A 24,638-nucleotide genomic window follows, 5' to 3' on the forward strand; every position below is an offset into this window, starting at 1 on the left:
GGTCCTAGTAGCTAATGCCTATGCTTTACAAAAAGAAAAACCGAACTAATTCATCTCATTCAAGAATTAGTTCGGCTCTCTATTAAACTAACAATCTGTTAATCTTTTCTTAACATTATGGTAATAACATCTCTAGACCATCTACTACTTCGGAACTGATCGCACCTTCTCCACCGAAAACAGTTAATCGGTAGGTGTCGTTATTTTCAATGAATGCAGCTACGTCTTCAGGAATATTTGTACTTACTAAAACAATTGTACTATCATTCTTTGCAGCTAATACAGCACCTGTTAAAGCATCTGCATATTGTTTTCCGGTTGCAACATATAAATGGTTGTTATCGACTCCAAAATAATCATTTACTACTATGTTAGTTTCATAACGATTCGTTCCACGGAGTCTTTCTACTGCTGGTAGTTGTGCCGCTACTTCCTCTGTTACTACTTCATAGCCACCAACAATAATTGTTTCCGTTACACCAAGCGTTTCTACAACACTTGCTGTTTCCTCAGGTAAACTATCAGGTCTAGTTAACAGAATTGGCATACCAGCCTTCGCTGCATGTGTTGCTGCAGATAGTGCATCAGGGAAGTCTCTGCCATTTGCAACAATTGCTTGCTCAATTCCATCTGGCGCTACTTCTTCTGCTATTAACGCTGCTGTTGCATAGCGATTTTCTCCAGCGATGCGACGAATATTCAATCCTTCTGCTTCAAGCTCTGCTTCTACATCTTCATTAATCGCACCTGTTCCTCCAAGAATCACTACTTTACTAGCACCTAAGCGATGAATTTCGTCTAAGGTTGCAGAATATAACTCATCACTTCGAGTTAATAGAATTGGAGCATCTAGCTTGAATGCGAGTGGTACTCCAGCTAGAGCATCAGCAAATTCCGTTCCACGAGCAAGAACAACCGTTTCTGCGGTATCAAAGCCTTCTCTACTAATTTCTACAGCTGTTTCGTAGCGCAATTCGCCAGATAAACGTTCGATTTGCTCAGAAGAAACAAATAATTTACCTGGTGTTTCTACTTTAGTCGTATTGCCAGCAATATCAGTTAAAGAAACTTCAATAATCGCACCATTTATCTCGAGATTTGTAGGTACTACCCATGTAGCAGCATATACACCTGGCTCAATTTCTTCCATCACATTATCACTACTTGATTGTGGTGTGTTTTGACCAGGTAATTTTATACTGTAGGTAGCATCACCATTTTCAGCATCGCTAACTAAACGGATTTCAACTTCCTCACCTGGAACCAAGTACATATCTTCCTGTGGGCTAACCTCTGTAATCTCAGGTCCACCAAGACTTAGAGTTACAGTTCTTTCAATTGTAGTGACATTTCCTACTAGATCCATTGCTGTAATTGTTACAATGTTTGTACCTTCTTCTAAAATAACTCTTGTATCAAAGGAACCATCTTCTAATACAGATACAAGCTCATCATTAACGAATACCTCATGTAAATTATCATCAGCAACAGTACCAGTTACATCAACAACTTCCTTATTAGTTATTAAATGGTCACTTGGAGAAGTCAATTCTAATTCAGGCGCATGTTTATCCACAATTACATGAACTGTATTTTCTTGTGTTACTGTTCCAGCGAAATTACTTGATGCTAAAACTAAATCATATTCGCCATGATCAAGATTCGTAATTTCAGCTGTAAATGTACCATCATGATTCGGTACTATTTCAGCTAGCACTTCATCCCCATGACTGATAGTTACCGTGCTACGATATTCACCAGTACCGGATAATACAATATCACCACTTGTCAGAATATCTTCTTCATTTTCCCATTCAGGAACTTGTGGTAAATCTTGCTTAGCATCTCTCGCCCAACCTACTGCATTTAAGAACAATTGCTTTCCTTGTTCTGTCCATCCTTGGTTTGGACCAATCATATTGTTGACAGCAAAGGAAGATAATAGTAAGTGCATATGGTTTTCACCACGGAAATCATATGCTATGGTATCTCCTTTATTTTCTCCATCGACAACAAGGCTCGCCAATGTTATACCTTCATAATTTTCAAAAGCAGCATATGGACTTGTTTCACTGTGAATCTTAATACTTTCTTCAGTTAGACCGTTAAAAATCTCATGTTCACTTTGAGTTTCAATGTAAACCGCACCTTCATTATAGCCTTGCTCCGTTCGGTTCGGTTGTCCAAACACCTCTTCTAATAAAGGTATGGAACCATCGACACCCCAAGTATCAACAAATATTAAGCTCGTTTCATATTCATCAGCTTCATTAATCAATTGATTTAACTGTTCCTCTGATGCATCTTTGGAGTTTACAATAATTAATGAATAGTTGTAAACATCGTCTACAATATTCCAATCACGATTCTGCGCTGCATAATCATGATCTGCTAAGAAGGAGACGAGGTTATCCTTAATATCACCTAATACAGCAATATTAAATTCACTCAATGTGTAATCACGCTCTACTGATTGCCCTACTTCAAGAGTAACTGTATCCGTAATAGTTTGATAACCATTTGCTTCTACTGTCAATTCATAGTCACCATCTAATAGTTCATCAAATTGATAGTATCCTTCTGCATTAGTTACCTTAACTTCTTCAAAGTCACCACCAATTTCATTTAAAGTGACCGTAACTTCCTCAAGACCTTCACCATCGACATCGGTAACAGTTCCAGATAGTGAAGCTCTATCCGTTCTCTGTAATTCGAAGTCTAGCTCTACAACATGTCCTAACTCTTCAATTTCAATTGACTCAGACTGTGGTACATATCCTTTAGCTTGAACGGTTACTTCATGTTCACCAATACCTACCCCTAAACGATACTCACCATTACTATTAGTTTGTGTAGATAAGTTTTCTTCAGGAATAGAAATGGTTGCTCCTGAAATTGGATTGTTATCCTCATCAACTACCGTTCCAGATACCTCACCAAGACTTGCAGATAATGCCCAATCGATTGCATTGATGTAAATTCGTTTCGTGTCTTCATTCCATCGGTCTTCCGGATGACCATAAGAACCAATATGCAAGCTTCCTAATAATACATGGACACTGCTGGAAGTTCTAAAGTCGTATGCCAATCCGGCACCAAGCCTTCCTAATTCATCATGGCTAATATCAGCAATTGTTGTACCGCTATAATTTTCAAAGGCATAATACTGTTGGTTACTTCCTTCGCGTGCAAGAATTCGAATCTCTTCTCCAACTTCAAAGCCTTCAAAAATTGGATGATTTTCTAGAACCGTATAATTAATAAAGTCTGGTTCAAAGTCACTAATATCTGATTCTGGGTCACCATAAAAGTCAGATAAATAGCGAATCGTACCATTATTAAATTGGCCTGGGAAAATCATACTTACATTATATTCATCTGCCAACTCAACAAACTCTTTAAACTTCGCTTCTGGAGTACTAGAGGTATGACGATCATTAAAGATAATTAACGCATATTCCTCCATTTCCTCCATCAACTGGTCAATATCAGAATTTAACCAGAAATCCACTTCATAACCTTGTTCTTCAAGGAATGGAATTGCTCTTGACTGATTATACGATGTTGTCATAAACGCAATTTTTTCTGATATCGTTAAAGCGAAATCGACAACAGTTTCTTCTCCATTATTGACCGTTTCATTTACTACAACTGGGGTGTACCCATTTGCAGTTACACGTACTTGGTAAGTTCCTGTTGGTGCTTGGAACTCATAATTACCATCTTCATCTGTTTGTGTTTGTATTGGAGTACCAACCAACTGAACAGTTGCCCCTTCAACACCTTCTCCCGTATCTACTGCTGTCACACTTCCTTTTAAGATACCAGCATCTTCCGATTGAAGCACAAACGACTCTTCAACAACTTGACCACGCTCTACTTCCACTTCAAAGCTTTCAGTAGTATGGCCAAACGCTTCAATTGTTAGGGTGTACGTTCCATCATCCAGACCAATGAAAAAGCTTCCATCTTGTTCTGTATCTAACGTATAGCCTGTTTCTTCAACCGTAACAGTTGAGAATACCTCACGTTCAAAGTTATTTTTAACCGTTCCACGAACTTCACCAACTAAAGGCTCATCATTTTCTAATGCAAATGTGATTGCATTATTAATAATTCGCTCCCGATCCTTGTCGAAGTACTGGTCATCTGAAAAGCCATGACCAAATGTCATAGTTGATAATAATACTTCTACACTATTCATCGTACGACCGCCATAAGCTACGAATGAACCTAATTCACCTTGACTTTCATTGGCAATCGTTGCAATTGTTGTTCCTGTATACCCTTCAAAGCCATAGTAATAATAACTATCAAATAGTAGTTGATTATTTTCATCAAATGTCACACCATCAAGAATCGGATGATCTTGAACTTTGGTTGCTGTCATTTCACGATTTGATGTAGAATTTGTTCCTCTATTTTCTACTTCTGGATCCCCAAAGTAATCGATTAAGAAGCGAATGCCACCTCTAGGACCATTACTACCTGTCCAAATAACCGGTGTTTCCGTACGATCCAGTTCTTTAGTGAATGCGATAAATTCGTCTTCTTCTGGTATTAGACTGTTATCGTAATCAGAATTCACAAACACTAAATCCATTTCTTCGATTTTATCAAGATCCGTGAAGAAGATATCTTCCACAATGTAATTTCTAGATGTTAAATAGTCTTTTACTGACAAGTATCTTGATGGATCTGTATCCACAACTACTCCAACTTTTGGAGAAGGCTTCATTGTACGTTCAAATGTTGTTGCTTCATTTTCCTGGACTTCAATATCAAATTCCTGCACAACATAACCATCTGCATTGACTAATAACGTGTAAGTACCAGGAAGAAGATTTTCTACCACGAATTCTCCACTTACGTCAGTCACTTCTGAACGAGGTTGACCTATTACATCAACTTGCGCTCCTTCAATTCCTTCCAACGTATTTTCGTCAATAAATGTTCCCTCAATTGATCCGACACTCTCATCAACAACCATTTCAATTGATAATTCTTCCATATTTTCATCAATAGTTATTGTTTGAGTGTAAGTCTGATATCCAAAAGAGTTAACCTCTAACTCATATTCACCATCAAGGCTTCCAATAGAGAAGTTCCCTGTTTCTGGATTCGTACTTGTTTCTTGGTCAACTTCTCCCCTTAAATTTAATTGCGCATCCAATGGATTTCCGTCTTGATCTGTTACGATTCCTTCAACAGAATTGTACTCAATATATGCAGCCCATAGGATTGCATTAATGAACATCTCATTCCCTTTGTCCGTATAATCCCTAGTATCATGAGTGAAGGATGTCCCATGACCACTCATTAGAAGTTCCATACTTCCTGCTGTTCTTGGTTTGAATGCAACACCAGCTCCATGTGTTGATTCATTACCACCATGGGTTACATCGGCAATAGTTATACCAGAGTACCCTTCAAACGAACCTACACTACTTGCGGAAGGGATCATTATTTCTACAAATTCTCCAGCTTCAGCATCACCAAAAATCGGATTTTCCTCATGAATGAGATAACCTGCTGGATTACTAGTATCTCGATGTGTTGAACGTGACTCTGGGTCTTGGAAATTCTCCACAAGATGGTTAATTCCAGAACCAGACCAGTACGTATCACCATAGATGATACTTACTTCATGCTCATCTGCGACTGCAAGAAACTCCTCAAATAGTTCTTTTGATGTACTATAGGAAGATTGTTCATTAAAGAAAACAACATCCAAATTCGGAAGTTCTTCAATAACATCTCTCAAGTCAAAATCTCTAGTTCGAATACCAACTTCACTTAATACATCCCCTATAGAACCAAAACTATAGTCACCAAGTGTTGCCACTGCCGGTGCAGGATAAAGTTCCACATTTAGTGAAACTGGTTCTGTCCCAACTTGTACGGTCTCAATAAATGTTACAAAACCATTGTTAGAGATTTCAATGGTATACGTATCTTCATTTAGGCCAGTTATTTCAAAGCTACCATTGACATTACTGGAGGTTTCTTCCAGCAATTCATCATTTCTGTCAAATAGTTTAACAGAAGCTAGCCTAATTTCTTGACCAGTCATTTTGTTGACAATTGAACCAGAGATTGTACCACTTTCTGTTGATACCATTACAATATCTTCTGTGACTGGTTGCCCTTTTTCAAAATCCACTGTAGCATATTGCGTTGAAAGTCCAGACCCAATAAAGGCAACTTCAAATGAACCTTCATCATGATATAATTCATAAGCTCCATTTTCATCAGTTGTTACTGATACTCCTGTATCTACGACTTGGATCGTAATGTCCTCTAATGCATTTCCTTCGCTATCTGTGATTGTTCCAGATACTTTTCCAAATTCAACTTCATCCAATAAATAGTTGATTCCATTTAGGAAAATCTGTTGTTGTGTACCTGTCCACCCATCATAAGGTGATACCCAAGGAGATGCTGCATGAGATGATAGTAGCAAATGTGCACTATCTTCTGAAACTCCTTTATAAGCTACACCTGAACCTTGGAAGCCATCTCTTGATGTACCTAATGTTGCTAAGTGTCTTCCTGAATATTGGTTAAACCACGCTGCATAGCCATTAGTTAACGTTGTTTGCGTAATACCTTTTTCTACACCAGCTGTTATTGGATGCTCTTCATCGACTCGTAAATAGATATCTGCATTTAGACCATTGTACGAATCGTATTGATTAGGATCACCCGTAAAATCTGCTAAATAGCGCAAGCTACCATAGCTTGGGCCCCAACTATCTGCAAAAACAAGACTTACCTTTTCTTCTTTTGCCGCTTCAATAATTCCTAAAATCTGTTCTTCAGTAGGCTTTGGTCCAGAAGAAGTATACGCACCATTCAAATAAACAACATTGTAGCTTCCAATATCATCGATAATACTCCAGTCATGTTCTTCCGCTGAAATATTATTACTGTTTAAAAAGCGTACAATTTGTCCATCCATATCATGTAAAACAGCTACTTCCACTGGAGGCATTTCTTGAATAAATAGTGACTCTTCTCCACCAGTTACTGTCACTGGCACAATTTGTTCAACAAAACCAGGAATATGGAATTTTACATCATATGTTCCCTCATATACATCTGAAAAACCAAACTCACCATTTTCATCAGTCGTTCCCTCAAGAGGTGTATTTAAAACTGTTACTGTAACACCTTCAAGTGGTTCATTCGTCTCTTTGTTCACCACAGTACCAGACATTGAACCTTCTTCTGCTACTTGTAGTTGGAAATCTCTTTCTAATTCATATCCAGATACAAATTGTACTTCTTCTGTTTCCTGTATATATCCATAGGAAGATACCTTTACTTGATAGGTCCCAGGGCGTGCCTGTAATACATAGGAACCATCTTCAGATATTTGAACAGCTTCATCCGTTCCCACTAAGGTAATCGTACCTTGTAAGTTATTCCCTTCCTCATCTGTTACTGTACCAGAGATTATTCCTGGTGCAGTAAAGCTAAACACACTCGTTTCATCTGCTACTACTACTTCTCCATCAGTTAATGCTACACCGGACGAGCTAGACCCATTTAAGGCATAAGTGTACAAACGTTCACCAGAATACACATCATATACTTTTAAAGTACTTGAATATATATCTGTTACGTATAAATGTCCATCACCTGAAACAGAGCCACTATTAACCATGACACTACCATTATCTGCTTCCCAAATTAAATCACCTGTATTTTTATCAAAAGCTTTTATCACAGGTAATTGAGCAGAACCAATTACAACAAGGTTATCAACTATAATAGGTGAACCTGCTTCAGTGTTTCCAACATCAGACACCTTCCAAATCTCTTCTCCTGATGTTGCATCATATGCTCGTAAAGTTCCAGTACCGGTATCAAAGTTTGTACTAACAACGTACACTACTCCATCAACATATACTGGATTCGCAGCAAACCCTTCATTATCAAGGGTTACTGTCCATACTTCTTCACCATCTTCTAAGGTAAGTGAAGATAGTGTCTTAGAATCATAAGTTCCAACAAATAGATTATCTTCTCCCAGTGCTGCTCCAAAGAATGCACCATCACCAATCACTTTTTCCCAAATAATGTTTCCATTTTCAGAATCCAATGCGACTGTTTTCGCATCAGTCTCCATATAAGAAGAGATATAAATTACTCCATCCTTATATATTGGTGATTCATAAACAGCAGGATAGTCTAACTCTCTCGTCCATTTTTTAACACCAGTTTCTAAGTCAATAGCATGTACGGAATAATCTCCACCACCACCAACATAGATAACTCCATCTACTACAGTTGGAGTTGAGCGATTTAGGTTACCAGTACCAACAGACCACAACTCTTCACCAGTATTTTGGTCTAAGACTACAACATAACCCCTATCTGTTGTAAACACGACTTTTCCTTCAGCAATAACAGGTGAACTAAATAATACTTCCCCTGGTGTGTCAAAGGACCAATTTAGTTGCAATGATTCAGCATCTATCCCTGCATCTGTCACAGCATTTCTAGAAAAGTTATTCTTAGATGTTGTCCAATCTGCTTTTCCATCCATCTCAAGTGCTTCTGTCTCAATTGTTATATGGATATCACTAGATACATTCACGGTTTCTGATGTTCTCTTCAACCCTTGTCCAGAAATTACTAGTGTATATTCATCTTCTGGGATACCAGTTATCGTGAATTCACCATTTTCATTCGTTCTTACTGTTTTTAACGGTGTATCTTCTACACGTACATACGCAAAAGGTGCAACTTCTCCATCACCGACAGTTACCGTTCCTGTAATATCAAATCGGTCTGATGACTCTAATTGCCAATTAAACTCATGCATCTCGCCTTTTGTAATTGTTATGTTGTCATCAATTGAATCATATCCGAAAGCCTGAACCTTTACTTCATGTTCTCCTTCTCGGATTTTAAAAGAAAATACACCATCTTCTTCAATTTCAATTGTCAATTCTTCGTCTGGAAAATAAAGTTGGCCAGAAATTGGATCTCCATTAAGGTCCGTTAACGTCCCTTCTACTTCACCAGCAAAAGAAGCCTCCGTCACTGCTTGATAAATGTCAACTATACCTTCTCCATACTGATCATTTGGTAAAGTCCCCATATGTTCCTCTGTACGAACGGTATCTTCAAGCAATTCCCTGATCTCATCAATTGTTAAATCAGGCTGGCTTTGTAATAATAGTGCAATTGCACCTGCAACATGTGGAGATGCCATAGAAGTACCACTTTTAGTCCCATAACCGCCGTTAGGTACAGCAGAATATACTTGTTGCCCCGGAGCGGAAACATTTGGTTTTAAATAATACACTGAATCGCCGTTTTCATCTGGCCAATAAACCGGCCCACGACTTGAGAAGGATGCAATTTGATCAAAGCGATCCGTTGCCCCTATTGCAAACGATTCAGGAAAACTAGCTGGTGACCCAATTGTTCCAGCCCCAGGTCCTTCATTACCTGCTGAGAACAATGGTAGTATCCCAGCAGCAACCCACGCTTGTACTCCTTCTAAAAATTCAGTGCGATACGTATCTGCACTTCCCCAGGAGTTATTTACAACGTGTGGAGCCTTACTAGCATCTCCACCTGGTGCTAAAAACCATTGGAAAGCTTCGTGTATCGCTGAAGCAGTTGTACCACCACCATCATCAAAAATCTTAGCTGCTATCCATTCGGCTCCAGGAGCAACCCCAATTGGTTCTCCTTCTCCGCCACCAACTGCTGTTCCAGCAACATGGGTACCATGACTATTTCCATCTGTCGGTTCAGAATAACCATGACCAGATAGGTCAATCCAGGAATGCTCATGACCCTCATCTTTTCCACGATAGTTGTGTCGTAATGCCTCATGGTCTCCTTGTACACCAGAGTCCATGATACCAACTACTATCCCTTCACCCTGAATTCCATATTCTCCCCAAACTTTAGGGGCGTTAATTTTTTCTAATCCCCACTCTGGAAGTCTTGGGGGGTTTTCTTCCATTTCTGTCTCAGGTAATTGGATGTCCACGTCAAGTGTAATCAATTTTACATCATCACGTTTAGCTATTTTGCCTAAAGCATCTTTTGTAACAGTTGCGGCCATTCCATTGAACACCCAAAACTGTTTCACATTACTTACCTGATTATCTGTTTCTAATTCAGATAAAAATTGTTTTAATTCACCCTGTTTAGATTCAGCAACTTTTTGTAACTGATTAATAACCTTTTGTCCACGGTCTGTTTTCCCGTCAACATTTGACACATCTTCCATTAGGCTATTCATATCGACTGAATCCTGCAAACGAATAATAATGTTTACAGTTTCTTCTTCTTCAAGTTTTTGGATAATCTTCTTATCTACTTTTCCATCCATTGCAAACTGAGATTCATCTTTTGTTTCTGTATCTTCGAAGTTTAGTCTATCAGCTAAACTTGGAATCCCAACACTAGTTTTATCACTATTCTCTTCTTGCTTATGAATGGATTCCTCTAATTCCTTTTCAAGTTCCAGTTCTTTTTCTATTGTTTTGTTTCCATTCTCTTGTGTTGGTGTGATTTGTGCAAAAGCATTTTGAGGTAATAAAACAGTAGACATCAGAATTGCAATCATAAAGATTGCTAGACTTCTTCGGTACTTTTTGATTCGGTACAAATCCATTAAACCTCCTCTTTTAAATAACTTAATCCCTTGCACCTACAGTTCATTATTTAAAAATGAATCACCTCTTTCTCACTCTTTATTCCCTATTACTACTACATTCTTATATTTCGACATTCCCCTCTAATAACCTTCTTATTTTACATAATATTCATAACATTACATTTTATATCATAGACTGACAAAAAGTTAACATCTACAAAGAGGATTCGACAGAAAAATGAAGTACTAGTATAATAGATTCTATAATTTTTGAAGTATTGGAGTAGATCACTATGAAGAAGCAAGTATCATCCGATTTGAGGAGACCAGACAAAAAGTTCCGTCCAGAGCTTGAAGGAGTGCGTGCTGTTGCCGCCTTCTTAGTAGCTGTCTACCATATATGGTTAGGTTCTGTTTCCGGAGGTGTTGATGTATTCTTTATCGTTTCGGGTTATTTAATTACAACATCTTTATTATCAAAAATGGAGAGACATGGTCAAATTCATTACTTTGATTACGTTCTTGGTTTAGGTAGGCGTTTATTTCCACAAGCATTTATTGTCTTATTCTTTTCTGTTGTTTTTTCATTTTTAGTTCTACCACAAGTGCAATGGAAACAAACTATGTCTGAGATCTTCGCATCCGTTTTTTATTTTCAAAACTGGCAGTTAGCTACCAATGCTATTGATTATTTGGCGCAGAATAATGAGGCTAGTCCACTACAGCATTTTTGGGCATTATCGATTCAAGGTCAATTTTATGTAACCTGGCCACTCGTTATTTTTATTGCCTTTATTATAGCTAAGAAACTATTGAAAACACCACCACGAAAAACATTACTTGGAGTGCTGGTCACCCTGTTTATAACATCTATTTCCTATTCCATTTACATTACTACAGTTAACCAACCATGGGCATATTTTGATACTCTAGCTCGTGTGTGGGAATTTAGCCTAGGTGGGATTCTTGCATTACTTATTCCCTACCTGACGTTTAATAAATTATTGAGCACAGTTTTGGGATGGGTTGGATTAGGTATTATTGTATTTACAGGAATTCTGCTTCCAGTTTCTACAGTATTTCCTGGTTATGCAGCGTTGTTACCAACTTCAGGTGTTATCTTAATCATTATTGCTGCAGAAAATAGTACCAAAAATAATGTGGTGAGTTTGTTAGGGTCTAAGCCTTTTATGTATTTTGGTGGTATTTCTTACGGATTTTATTTATGGCATTTTCCACTACTAGTCTTTTATTATGCCTACTTTCAAACAGATACGGTACCAATATTTGATGGCATAGTAGTTATGCTTATCTCGTTCTTCTTATCACTCTTATCAACTAGATTACTAGAATCACCGATACGAAAATTATCTGTCCAGGAGTCAAGAGGAAAGATATTAGCTATTATTGTTATGTTTTTAGCATTAGTATTGGGTTCAAATACTGCTTGGGGATTATATCATGACAGTGCTCAAGAAGAATTCAATGAACAACTTGAGATCAGTGATTATCCTGGTGCACGTGTCTTATATGATAATGTTGAGGCTACACTAGATATTGAACCTATTGGGACTCCAGTTGGTGAGGAAAATAAATTACCAGCCTTTTATCAAGATGGCTGTTATGTGAGTCTTGATAAATTTGGATTTAAGAAATGCTCCTATGGAGAAACGGATAATCCCGAATTTACTATAGCACTTGTCGGTGGTTCCCACTCTGGGCACTGGTTCCCTGCGTTAATGCAATTTGCTGATGAAGAAAAAATACAAATAGATGTCTATAACAAAGATGCATGCCGATTTTCTACACAAGATTTTGATGGTGCATTAGATGAAACATGTATGGACTGGAATGAAAAGATAGTTGATGCATTATTAGAAGATCTACCAGACTTAATCTTTACAACTGCCACTACTAGCAGTGGCACAAAGGTACCAGAAGGGTATATTGAAATGTGGGAAAAATTTGATGGCGTTACAAACATTTTTGCCATTCGCGATAATCCAAGAATGAAAGAGGATGTTCCATTATGTGTAGAAGTTAATGGCCCTGATGATTGTGGTATACCAAGAGAAGATGCACTCGCTTCTACTCCACCATGGGAGGTTACGGATGGAATTCCTAGCAACGTGTATTTCGCCGATCTGTCTAATTATTTTTGTGACGAAGATACATGTCAGGCTGTTATCGGAAATGTTTTAGTATACAGAGATAGACATCATATTAGCACACTATATTCTCAAACACTCGGAGAACCGTTAAAAGAAGAAATCCAGAAAGCACTTAAGGAATTTGAGGAGCAAGATGGTGATAACTAAACCAAACCTATATAATCAAAATCCCATTGCTACGGAAATATACTTCGCTTCCCAGTGGCAGTTGGTGAGCCTCCGTTGTATAGAACGTGACGTTCGTCATCGACCTCAACTTTTACCCTGCGGGGGTCTCACTTATTCTTCTGACTATCCATATTGGAGTCAACAAAGCAGTTACTGCTGAATTTAAAATTCTAGTTTATGAAATTCAAAAATCCGAACTATCTATTACAAGATAGTTCGGATTTCACTTTCTGAAAGACCATTTTTATCCAAAAGTCTTTTTTATTGTCTACTGTAGCAATTCAAATAATGAGTCAGCTATAGCATCACTAACTGCATTTGCTCCACCAAAGATATACAATTTCTTGAATTCATGGTCAGAGATGTAGTTTGATACTACTTCTGGAAGGTCGCTACCTACCAATAGTACCCCACTATCGTTTTTAGCTGCCAAGACTGCGCCTGAAAGTGCATCAGCGTATTCTTTACCAGTAGCAATATACATATGCTTCTGATCTACACCGAATCCTTCAGCTACTGCAGTACTTGTAGCATAACGGTCTGGACCGCTTAGACGTTCTGCATTTGGTAAAGCATCCATCACATCATCAGATACTACTGCAGTACCACCAACTACGACAGATTCCATCGCACCTAATTCACCGAAAGCAAATTGAGTTGCTTCTGGAATACTATCAGACTTCGTTAACAAGATTGGTAGACCTTGTTGTGCAGCATATGATGCTACAGATAATGCATCTGGATAGTTTTGTCCATTTGCAACAACTACTTTGTCAACACCATCTGGTGCAATAGCCATTGCAATAGCAGCAGCCGTGTCATATCTAGTATCACCAGATAGACGGTCAACATTTAGATCTAGATCTTCTAAATGCTTAGAAACAGTTCTAGATACTGCTTGAGTTCCACCAAGAACAATAACATTTGTTGCACCTAAACGCTCAATTTCTTCTATTGTACTATCTAATAACTCATTCGTTTTAGTCAATAGAATTGGAGCATTTAATTGATGTGCTAAAGGTACACCTGCTAGTGCATCAGCGAAATTATCACCACGAGCTAGGACTACTGTATCAGAAGAATCCCAACCTTCTTGGCTAATCTCTATTGCAGTTTCATATCTTGTTTCACCTTTAATTCTTTCAACTCCAAGGTCATTAAAGAATAATTTACCTTCTGCATGTTGATAAACCTGATTACCAAATTCATCTGTCACACTAACTCTTACATTAGCTTTAGCAGCAGATATATTATCTGTTACTGTATAGTAACCAACATAATGTCCGTCAGAAACTTCTTCCATTGGTAATTCAATGGCATTTTCATCAAGACCAAGTTCACCTTGGGCCATTAGAACGGAGAATGATGCATCTAATCCTGGTTCACTATCGAATTCAATCTTCAATGTTTCACCAGGGTATAAACGCTGATCCTCACTTGGCTCCAAGTTTTCAATGACTGGAGCACTAAAGTCAACATTTACAGTTGCTGATTGCTGTGACATGTTACCAGCTAAATCATAAGCTACAACATCAATAACGTTTTCACCTTCATCAAGCATTATTCGTTTAGAAAACATGCCATCAGAAACTGGTGCTTGTTCACCATTAACTTCTACATAATCTAGATGTGCATCAGAAACGGTACCTTCAACCGTAACGGTTTCGTTATTAAGTAGTTCACCATCTATTGGATTGGTGATAGTTAGATCCGGTGATTCTGAATCTAAAGTAACCGTAACTGTTTCTGATTCTGTCGCCATTTCACCATCTACATATGACTCTGCTTTTAGAACGTTCTCACCTTCTGAAAGCTCAACATCGATTGCAAAGTTACCACTTTCATCGATATCAACTGAATCAACAACTTCACCATTGTTTAATAGATTAAGTGTTGTTGTAGGTGATGCAGAACCTTCAACGGTAACATTTGCTTCATTTGTAATTGTTCCATCTACTGGAGAAGTAATAGCTGGTTCTCCCACAGCATAATCCACACGAGCACGGATCATATAGTTTCCTTCTTCAGCTGGAGATGGTGACCAAGCTCCTCCGACAACTTGGTAACTTCGACCAGCATTTTCCCCATTTTCATCTGTTGCTAAACCAGGTGCTGCTGTGTTTACCTCAGTTTGAACATAAACCATAAAGAAGTCACCATTTACTTGGATATTATGTTCACGTAAATCAACAACTGTCCATTCATCTAAGCTACGAACAGCTTCTGCATCAACTGGACCTGCTAATTTTTCACCAGGCATTCCATCTTCACCTGCACTCCAAACTTCAACCGCAAATGAAGTACCACCAGGTGTTGGCCAATCTGTTCCATGGAACTGGAAGACACCATCTGTTACAACTGCTTGTTCTTGACCTTCTGGTAGTGACATTTTAACTGCCCAACCATTACCTGGATCATAGAACGCACGAGCGTTTTCCGGTGTTCCATCGTCATAACCAATTTCTCCACCAGGTACAGTGTAGAAAGGCTCTAATTCAATATCAACAGTCTTGTCTCCGTCTAATTCAACTTCAACCTCTGTTGGGTGATAATCTTGTGCAACAACTTTTAGCGTGTATGTTCCTTCGTATGCAGTCAGGTCATAATTACCTTCAGCATCTGTTGCAACAGGTTCAACATTTGCATCTTCAACAAGAAGAAGTGTTGCACCTTCAACTGGGTCTCCAGTTCTTTCATTTGTAACTGTTCCACTAACTGTTGCTTGTGGAAGTTCTTCTAACACAAAGTCTGCTTGTGCTGTACCGTCTTCTCCTAATTCAACCGTTTGTTCTTGTGAAGCAAAACCATAAGATTCAGCTACCACTGTAAATGTACCTGCTTCGTGTAGCATTGAATAGCTACCATCTGCTGGATTAGTATTAATTGAACGCCCTGTTTCTAGCACGCTTACAGTTGCATCTAATGGTACATCCATTGGTGTAATAGCTTGAGTCATAGCCCCATTTGAAGTTGCAACTGCTGGCTGTTGACTAACGATGACATTATCAATGTACATTCCAGGATTTACGACGCTAACGTCAGATTCCATAATAAATGCCACATATACTTCTTGACCACTAAATTCTGATAAGTCATAAGATAATGTTTCCCAGCCATTTGAACTTCCGGTAAAGTTATCTAATACTGTATACTCACCCAACGGGTCAGTAGTCACACCTATATAGGCATTATCATAAATATTTTCGATATCATACCAAGCATCAAACGTAATATACGATTCACCACCTGGTAATTGGACAGCTGGCATATCAAGCCACGAGAATTCATTTGTATTATAATCACCAGCTAAATTAGTCGCATATACATTATCTCCAGAAACAGCACCCTCAGGACCTGAAGTAGGTTCTCCCCACTCCCAGCTAACAGCTCCAGTGTTTCCTTGGAATGTTGACCAATCTGTTGGTTCTGTTTCAAAGTCATGATAATAAATATAATCGGAAGCTTCAACAGTAAATTCTTCTGTTACAACTTCATTCCCACCAAAGTCATTAATAATAAATTGATAAGAGATGGAATCTTTGTCAGCAGTGTCCTCACCAGGAATCACTACAGCATATTCACCTGAACGATGATTTCCAGATACTTGATCAGCTTCAAGTGTTTTTCCATCATAGCTCACTTCTACAGAAGTAATACTTACGTCATCATTTGCTAAGATAGATAAAGATAACGCACCACCAGGGAAAAATCCACTTGGGGGTTCATGGGAATATTCTGGTGCTTCAGTATCTTCTCCGTCCATCGTTACAACACCTTCAATGGTACCAAGACCATCAGCAACTTGTGTTACAGCTGCAAAAGCATCAACGATACCATGACCGTAAGCATTATTTGGAGACTCTGGATGTTGTGCATCAGTTGTTCCTTCTGCAGTATCCATGATAATTTGTTCAATTTCATCAACACCTAGGCCTGCATTCGCACCTTTTAATAGAGCAACAAGACCTGCTACAGCAGGAGCTGCCATTGAAGTCCCACTAGCACCACCATAACTACTTCCAGGTACTGAAGAACGAATTCCTGTACCAGGTGCAGCAACATCTGGTTTAATCTCCCCATATGGTGATGGGCCACGTAATGAAGAGCTAGAAATTAAATCGGTATTCATGGTATTCCCTACAGCAAATGATTCTGGATAGTTAGCTGGAACCGCTACAGAACCCGGTCCACCTGGGTTTGTTAAGGTAACATTACCTGCAGCGAAGACAGGTACAATACCAGCTTCTCTCCATGCAATTACTGCTTCACGGAACCAATCATTTTGACCAGGTCCTCCACCCCATGAGTTATTAACTACATCTGGGCCTTGCTCTAAAATCCACTGAGCCCCAGCCAATAAGTCATCTTGATATGCACCATCTGGTGTAAATGCCTGTACAGCAATCCATTTCGCTCCAGGAGCTACACCAACTTGGTTCGAGTCGTCTGGTTCACTACCAACCATAGTACCCATTGTATGGGTTCCATGCCCGTCAGTATCATAAGGTACAGTTTGACCATTTACTGGATCAAAAAAGCTGTTTGAGTGATCAACTTCACCAGTTGCAGGGTCATAACCAGCATATTTTTCCATTAATGCAGGATGATCCCACTGTACACCTGTATCAATGTTTGCAACAACTGTTCCTTCACCAGTTATTCCCATACTCCATGCATCTGGAGCATTAACACGTTCCACATTCCACTCAGTGTTTTGTAGATTGTTTTGCTTATTAATTTCTTCTTTTTCTTCTAAGGTTACATTATTGTTGTCTGAGGTTGCACGGTTTAAGGTTTCACGGTCTATGTCTCTTTGAAGTTGGTATAAGTGATTTTCAAGCACCTCTTCAACCTCGGAGAATGTAGCCAATTTTTTAGCTACCTCTTTTGTTGCTGTTACTGCAATACCATTAACAATGTAGTAAGGATTTACATCTTCTGCATTACCCTTTGCTACTTCTGATTCAAGATACTCAACAACATTTCCTTGTGATTGTAATGCAGTTGCTTTCAATTCAGAAATAACTGCAGAACGTTGAGCATGTTCCTGTTTATATGCTGACAAGCTTGCAGCATTTTCTCTTGCCTTTTGTGCCGCAGCTTTAACGTCTGCTTTATCTTTAAATTTAATTAAGAATGTTACTTTGTCTTCTGATTTAAATTGATCTAGTAAATTATCAGCTACTTTTGCTTGAACAGAAGACTTCGAATCATTCATTGAAATATGCGCTTTACCAGTGCCTTGTGCACCGACAAACCCTGGCGTAACTAGTGAGAAGACCATTAGTATAGTCATTAAAAAACTAAACGCCCGAACTTGTTGTTTTTTCTTCCTCATTTGTTTCCTCCTCTGATTCTAAAAATATTATTGGAAGATCTGCCTTGAATGCCTCCAAGACTCACACCTACACACTCACCCCCTTAAAGACTTTAAGGGTCTAGGGTGTTTTATCATGATGTTGGGAAGAATTCGCCTCCTTAGTAGGAAGCGAATTCTTATTATTTTTCTATCAAACTATTGCATTAACTCTAGTAAGTTATTTGCAATGTTCTCATCTATCGCTACAGTTCCACCAAAGATTGTTAGTTTTACTAACTGTTGTTCAACAACATAGTTAGAAACTATCCCTGGTACTTCATTACTAACTAATAACAATCCACTATCATTTTTAGCAGCTAGTACTGCGCCTGTAAGTGCATCGGCGTAATTTTTACCTGTTGCAACATACATGTGCTTATTATTAACTGCAAATTCTTCTGCAACTGCAATATTAGTAGCATAACGATCTGCACCACTTAAGCGTTCTGCATTAGGCAATGCTTTCATCACATTATTAGATACAACTTGAGTTCCACCGACAACGATGGTATCCGTTATACCTAGTTCTGCAATTGCAGCTTTTGTACCAGATGGAAGATTTTCAGCACGTGTTAGCAAGATTGGCATTCCTTCGCTAGCAGCATAGGAAGCAACGGATAATGCATCTGGGAAATCTAAGCCATTTACTACAACAGCTTGTCCAGTACCTTCTGGAGCAATTACATTGGCAATTGCAGCAGATGTCTCATATCTTGTTTCACCCGACAGACGATTCACATCAAGGTTTGCGTCTGCTAGTGTTGCTTCAACAGTTTCAGAGACTGCGTTTGTACCACCCAAGATGATTACTTCTGTAGCACCTAAGCGCTCAATCTCAGCCATCGTGCTATCTAGTAATTCATTAGAACGTGTTAATAGAATTGGTGCGTCTAATTGGGCAGCTAAAGGCACACCACTTAGAGCATCTGCATATTCATCACCACGAGCCAGAATTACTTTATCAGCAGAATCCCATCCAGTTTGACTAATCTCGATTGAAGTGTTATAACGTGTTTCTCCATTGACACGTTCAACTTCAGGGTCTAAGAATAGTTTACCTTCTGCTCTTTCGTAACTTTCATTACCATGCGCATCACTTACTTTAACTTCTACTACAGCACCTTCTGCAGCAGCTACATTAGTTACCGTATAGTGACCGACATAATGGCCTTCAGAAACTTCTTCCATTGCAAATTCATTTGCATTTGCTAAACCAGTATTTGTTAGTGGCATTAGAACAGAGAATGAAGCTTCTAGTCCTGGCTCACTATCAAATTCAACTGTTACTGTTTCACCATAGCCTACGTGTATGTCTTCAGATGGTGAAAGATTTTCAATAACCGGTGAATTAAAGTCAGCTGTTACTGTAATTACTTCAGTTGAGACGTTACCTGCTAAGTCATATGCTGAAACTTCAATGATATTTTCACCTTCATCAAGCATGACTCGTTCAGAGAAATTACCATCTTCAACAGCAACTTGTTTTCCATTGACTTCTACGCTAGCAAAATGCTCATCTGCTGCTGTTCCTTCAACATATACCGTTCCACGGTTAAACTTATCTCCTTCTAGAGGATTAGTAACCGTTAATTCTGGTAATGCTGTATCAAGGGTTACTGTAACAGGATCACCGATTTTAGCTAGCTCACCATCGACGTATGTTTTTGTTACCAAAGAGTTTTCCCCTTCGGAAAGGTCAACGTCTGCTGCAAAGCTACCACTATCATCAATTTCAACAGTTCCCGCTAATACATCATTATTGTATAGTTCAACTGTTGTAGTTGGTGTAGCAGTTCCTTCAACAGTAATCGTTGTTTCATTTGTAATTGATCCGTCAATTGGTGATGTGATCTCAGAGTTCTCAACACCATAAGCAACATTAGCACGGATCATATAGTTACCTTCTTCAGCAGGTGATGCAGACCAAGCTCCACCAACCAATTGGTAACTTCTTCCCGCATTTTCGCCATTTTCATCTGTTGCTAATCCTGGTGCTTGAGTGTTAACTTGAGTTTGAACATAAACCATATAGAAGTCTCCATCTACTTTGATGCTATGTTCACGTAGATCAACAACTGTCCATTGTTCTAAATCGCGGATTGCTTCTGCATCTACCGGACCTGCTAATTTTTCGTCTGGCATACCATCGGCACCAGCAGACCAAACTTCAACAGCAAATTCAGTACCACCAGGAGAAGGCCAATCTGTTCCATGGAATTGGAAGACACCATCTGTTACAATTGCTTGGTCCTTTCCTTCTGGTAGAGACATTTTCACTGCCCAACCATTACCTGGATCATAGAATGCACGAGCATTTTCCGCTGTTCCATCATCATAGCCAATTTCATTCTCACCAACGGCAAAGAATGGATCTAGCTCAACATCCAGAGTCATATCACCATCTAAAGTGATAGAAACCTCTTTTGATTCATAATCACTAGCAACTACTTTAACTGTGTAGTCACCTTCGTAAGCAGTTAGGTCAAAGTTACCTTCTGCATCCGTACTAACAGGTTCAATATTTGCATCTTCTACAAGTAGAAGGGTTGCATTTTCAATAGCTTCACCTGATAGTGAATTAGTAACTGTTCCACTTACTGTTGCTTTAGGAAGTTCCTCTAAAACTAGGTTTACTTCAGCAACACCATCTTCTTCCAATGTCACTTCCTCTTCAGTGGAATGATATCCATAAGATTCAGCGACTACTGTAAACGTTCCTGCTTCGTGTAATAACGAGAAGGTTCCGTCTCTAGGATCAGTACTTGTTGAACGTCCTGACTCTAGTACACTTACTTGTGCAGCAAGTGGTACATTTGTTGGACGGTACTCCGCATTTAATCCATTAACATCTTCTTCTGCTGTAACAACTTTCGCAGCAGGTTCGGTTTTCTCATCACCTCTAGGCCCTGTTTCTATTGCATTTCGCATTTCTTCTTTATCCATATTAGTTGGTTCACCTTGTGGCGTATCTGTTAACTCCACATCATCAATGTACCAACCAAGTCTATTTACAATCCCATCAGAGTAAGCATAAAATGCGATAGAAACTTGCTGACCCGCATATTCAGACAGATCAACTGTTGCGGTTTCCCAAGATTCAGCTTCCCCTTGGAACTGTTGAAGAACTTCCCATTCAACCATGTCTGTTGAAACAACAACTTGTCCATAATCCCAAGCTGTTCCAGAGGAAGACTCTTCAAAATTATGCCAGCTTTGGAATTCTAAATACGATTCCCCTTCTGGTAGTAATACCGATGGCATAATCAAATACTCTCTCATGCTAGATGGATAATCACCACCTAAATTGGTTGCGAATACATTCTCACCAGAGACTGCTTCATTTGGACCAGAAGTAGGTTCACCAAGAACCCATACATCGTCTTCTAGGTCTCCAGTTACAGTCCAACCTAATGCACCATCTTCAAAGTCTTCACTATATCCAACAGTAATTGGCTGGTTTAATTGAACATCATATTCAGAAGACTCCGTTTCATTCCCGTTATAGTCACGAACAACCCACTTATACGTGAATGTTTCTCCGGTGACTTCTTCACCAGGAACGATAACTGAGAAAATGCCTTGTGCATCATTATTTTCTACTTCTTCTGCTTCAATTTGTTGCCAATCATCATTTCCATCAAGATAGTGAAGTGTCGCACCGCCAACTAGCAAGTTATCAAACACTTCCACACTTAAACTTAATGCCTGTCCAGCATACGATTCTGTTGGAGCTTCGTGTTCGAATGTAGGTGGTACATCATCACTGTCATAAATAGAATCCGTTGTTAATGCAACATCATCTATATACCACCCAGGTCTAGTTACACTACCATCAGAAGATGTGTAATAACCGATGTACACTCGTTCTCCCAGGTAATCGCTTAAATCAACCTCTATTGTATTCCATGCTTCTTTTTCCTGTTCGAATGGTCTTAGTACTGTCCACTCTTCTAAGTCAGTAGAAATGACTAATTGTCCATAATCCCAAACTCTACCAGTCGTAGAAGAATATTCAAAGTGGTGCCAACTCTTAAATTGTAAGTATGCATCTCCTGATTCAGGCATATCAATCGGAGGCATAACAAGTGTTGCATCCATACTAGAGTTATAGTCACCATTTAGTCCTGTAGCATAAACATTCTCACCAGAGACTGCTTCACCAGGTCCTGAGGTAGGTGCACCCCATTCCCACGCACTATTTTCACCAATTGAATACCAACCAACTGGATCATTCTCTTCAAAATCTTCGAAATAACCAGTAGAGATACCTGACTTAACTTCTACTGAATACTCATCACTTACTACTTCATTGCCACCAAAATCGTTAATTACCCATGTATAGTTGAAGGTACCAACTTCTAAATCGTCACCTGGCACAGTAACTGCAAATTCACCTGACTTATAGTTACCAGATGTTTGATTTGCTTCAATTACTGTATCACCATAATGTAATTCAACCGAAGTGATACTTACATCATCACTAACAGAAACATTTAGGTCTAAATCAAGACCAGAATATGTCTCACTTGGCGCTGTATGTTCATACGTAGGCGCAACCGTATCTTCTCCATCTCTAGTTACTGTACCCTCGATTGTACCTAATCCGGATGCGATAGATGATACCGCGGCAAACGCGTCAACAATACCATATCCATATCCATTATTAGGTGAATCTGGGAAAGTACTATCTGTACCAGCCTCAGCATCAGCTGTTTCCATCAAAATTTGCTCAATTTGATCAACTGTCAAGCCTTGATTGGCCTGACGAAGCAACGCAACAACAGCAGATACAGCAGGCGCTGCCATGGAAGTACCATTCATACCTTGATATCCTCCACCAGGTGCTGCAGAACGAACTCCTGAACCTGGAGCTGAAATATCTGGTTTAATTTCATCATATGGCGATGGTCCTTGTAATGAATAGTCCGCTAATGCATTAGTGTTTGTAGTAGCACCAACAGCAAATGATTGCGGATAGTTACTTGGTGCAGCAACTGAACCAGGTCCACCTGGATTAAACAAGTCTGTATTTCCTGCAGAGAATACAGGAACAATTTCAGAAGCTCTCCATGCATCAACAGCATCCATATACCATTCATCAATTCCAGGTCCGCCACCCCAAGAATTATTTACAACATCAGGAGCCATGTCAGGGTCTCCTCCTGGAGCAAGCATCCATTCAGCCGCATCTAAAAGGATTTGGTCTGAAGTACCACCAGCTGAATCAAACACTTTAGCAGCAATCCACTTAGCACCAGGAGCTACTCCAACCTGGTTTGATCCATCTTCTTCACTACCAACCATCGTTCCCATTGTATGTGAACCGTGGCCATGACCATCTGTAGGATAACTATCTCCTTCACTTGGGTCAAACCATGAATAAGTATGGTCAAATTCACCAGTTGCTTCATCGTATCCACGATACTTCCTTTCAAGTGCAGGGTGATACAAGTCAACCCCACTATCAAGGTTAGCAACAACTGTTCCTGCACCATCAAAGCCCATTGACCATGCATCTGGTGCATTTACAGTGTCAACATTCCATTCAATATTATTAATACTGTTCTCGGCAGGTTCTACACCTGTTTCTACAGTAGAAATTAAACGGCGCTCTTCATTTGGAAGAATCTTTTCTACTTCTGCAAATGTAGCGATCTTTTCAGCAATTTCTTTTGTAGCTGTTACTGCCATCCCGTTAACAATATAGTAGGAATGAATATTTTCGACATTCCCTTTATCAGCCTCTGCTTCTAAAAAGTCCTTTACATTCGCTTGGGACTCTAGTGCAGTAGCCTTTAGTTCTGAGATAACACTAGAACGTTGCGCTAGCTCTTGGCGATATGCAGAAAGGTTTGCTTTTTGGGCTTTTGACCTTGCTTCCTTAGCAACCTTCATTACATCGGCCTTTTCCTTAAATTTAACTAAGAATGTAACTTGATCTTCATCTTCAAATTCAGTAAGTAAGCGATCAGTTAACTTACTCTGAATAGAAGCATTCGAGTCATTCAAGGATTGACTAACCTTATTGATGCCTTGAGCACCAACAAACCCTGGAGTAATAAGTGAAAAAATCATTAATAGGGAAGTTAGTATACTGAATACCCGAACTTGTCTTTTTTTCTTACCCATTTGGTTCCTCCTCTGTTAAAGTAATGTAGCTATTTTGCCTTTTAGGATTTCACCTTCAAGACATCACAAAAAAAGCATCTCACCCCCTTTAAGTAAAAACTATCAGTCTAGGTCTCTGATGCATTTCATGATGCGAATATACTATTAATTAGTCGTAAAAGAACTAATAATAGGTATTAAT

4 protein-coding genes are annotated in these 24,638 nt (G+C 39.1%); 1 reads left to right on the forward strand and 3 read right to left on the reverse strand.

Translation table 11 applies throughout. From position 1 onward, the window contains the following. Positions 1 to 115: 115 nt before the first annotated feature. Complete coding sequence (locus BUB12_RS04005; protein ID WP_072888284.1) at positions 116 to 10,648, reverse strand: carboxypeptidase regulatory-like domain-containing protein; 10,533 nt, start codon at positions 10,646 to 10,648, stop codon at positions 116 to 118. Positions 10,649 to 10,923: 275 nt separating this feature from the next. On the opposite strand from BUB12_RS04005, the gene BUB12_RS04010 reads away from it, so the two are divergent. Then, positions 10,924 to 12,948: an acyltransferase family protein gene (locus BUB12_RS04010; RefSeq protein ID WP_072888286.1), complete on the forward strand. Its 2,025-nt coding sequence runs from the start codon at positions 10,924 to 10,926 to the stop codon at positions 12,946 to 12,948. Positions 12,949 to 13,237: 289 nt separating this feature from the next. Here the strand turns inward: BUB12_RS04010 and BUB12_RS04015 are convergent, their stop codons facing one another. Beyond that, positions 13,238 to 18,307 (reverse strand): cell wall-binding repeat-containing protein, encoded by a 5,070-nt coding sequence (locus BUB12_RS04015; RefSeq protein ID WP_072888288.1) that lies wholly within the window; start codon positions 18,305 to 18,307, stop codon positions 13,238 to 13,240. A 177-nt stretch (positions 18,308 to 18,484) separates the two neighbouring features. Beyond that, positions 18,485 to 24,457, reverse strand: a complete 5,973-nt coding sequence (locus BUB12_RS04020; protein ID WP_072888290.1) for a S8 family serine peptidase — start codon at positions 24,455 to 24,457, stop codon at positions 18,485 to 18,487. Positions 24,458 to 24,638: the final 181 nt, after the last annotated feature.

The organism is Ornithinibacillus halophilus (genome assembly GCF_900129485.1).
Classification (GTDB): Bacteria; Bacillota; Bacilli; order Bacillales; family Amphibacillaceae; genus Ornithinibacillus; species Ornithinibacillus halophilus.

What these genes read in the sequence shown, in the direction of transcription:
- BUB12_RS04005 (WP_072888284.1), bottom strand. Translation starts at nt 10,648, where the DNA reads ATGGATTTGTACCGAATCAAAAAGTACCGAAGAAGTCTAGCAATCTTT.
- BUB12_RS04010 (WP_072888286.1), top strand. Translation starts at nt 10,924, where the DNA reads ATGAAGAAGCAAGTATCATCCGATTTGAGGAGACCAGACAAAAAGTTC.
- BUB12_RS04020 (WP_072888290.1), bottom strand. Translation starts at nt 24,457, where the DNA reads ATGGGTAAGAAAAAAAGACAAGTTCGGGTATTCAGTATACTAACTTCC.
- BUB12_RS04015 (WP_072888288.1), bottom strand. Translation starts at nt 18,307, where the DNA reads ATGAGGAAGAAAAAACAACAAGTTCGGGCGTTTAGTTTTTTAATGACT.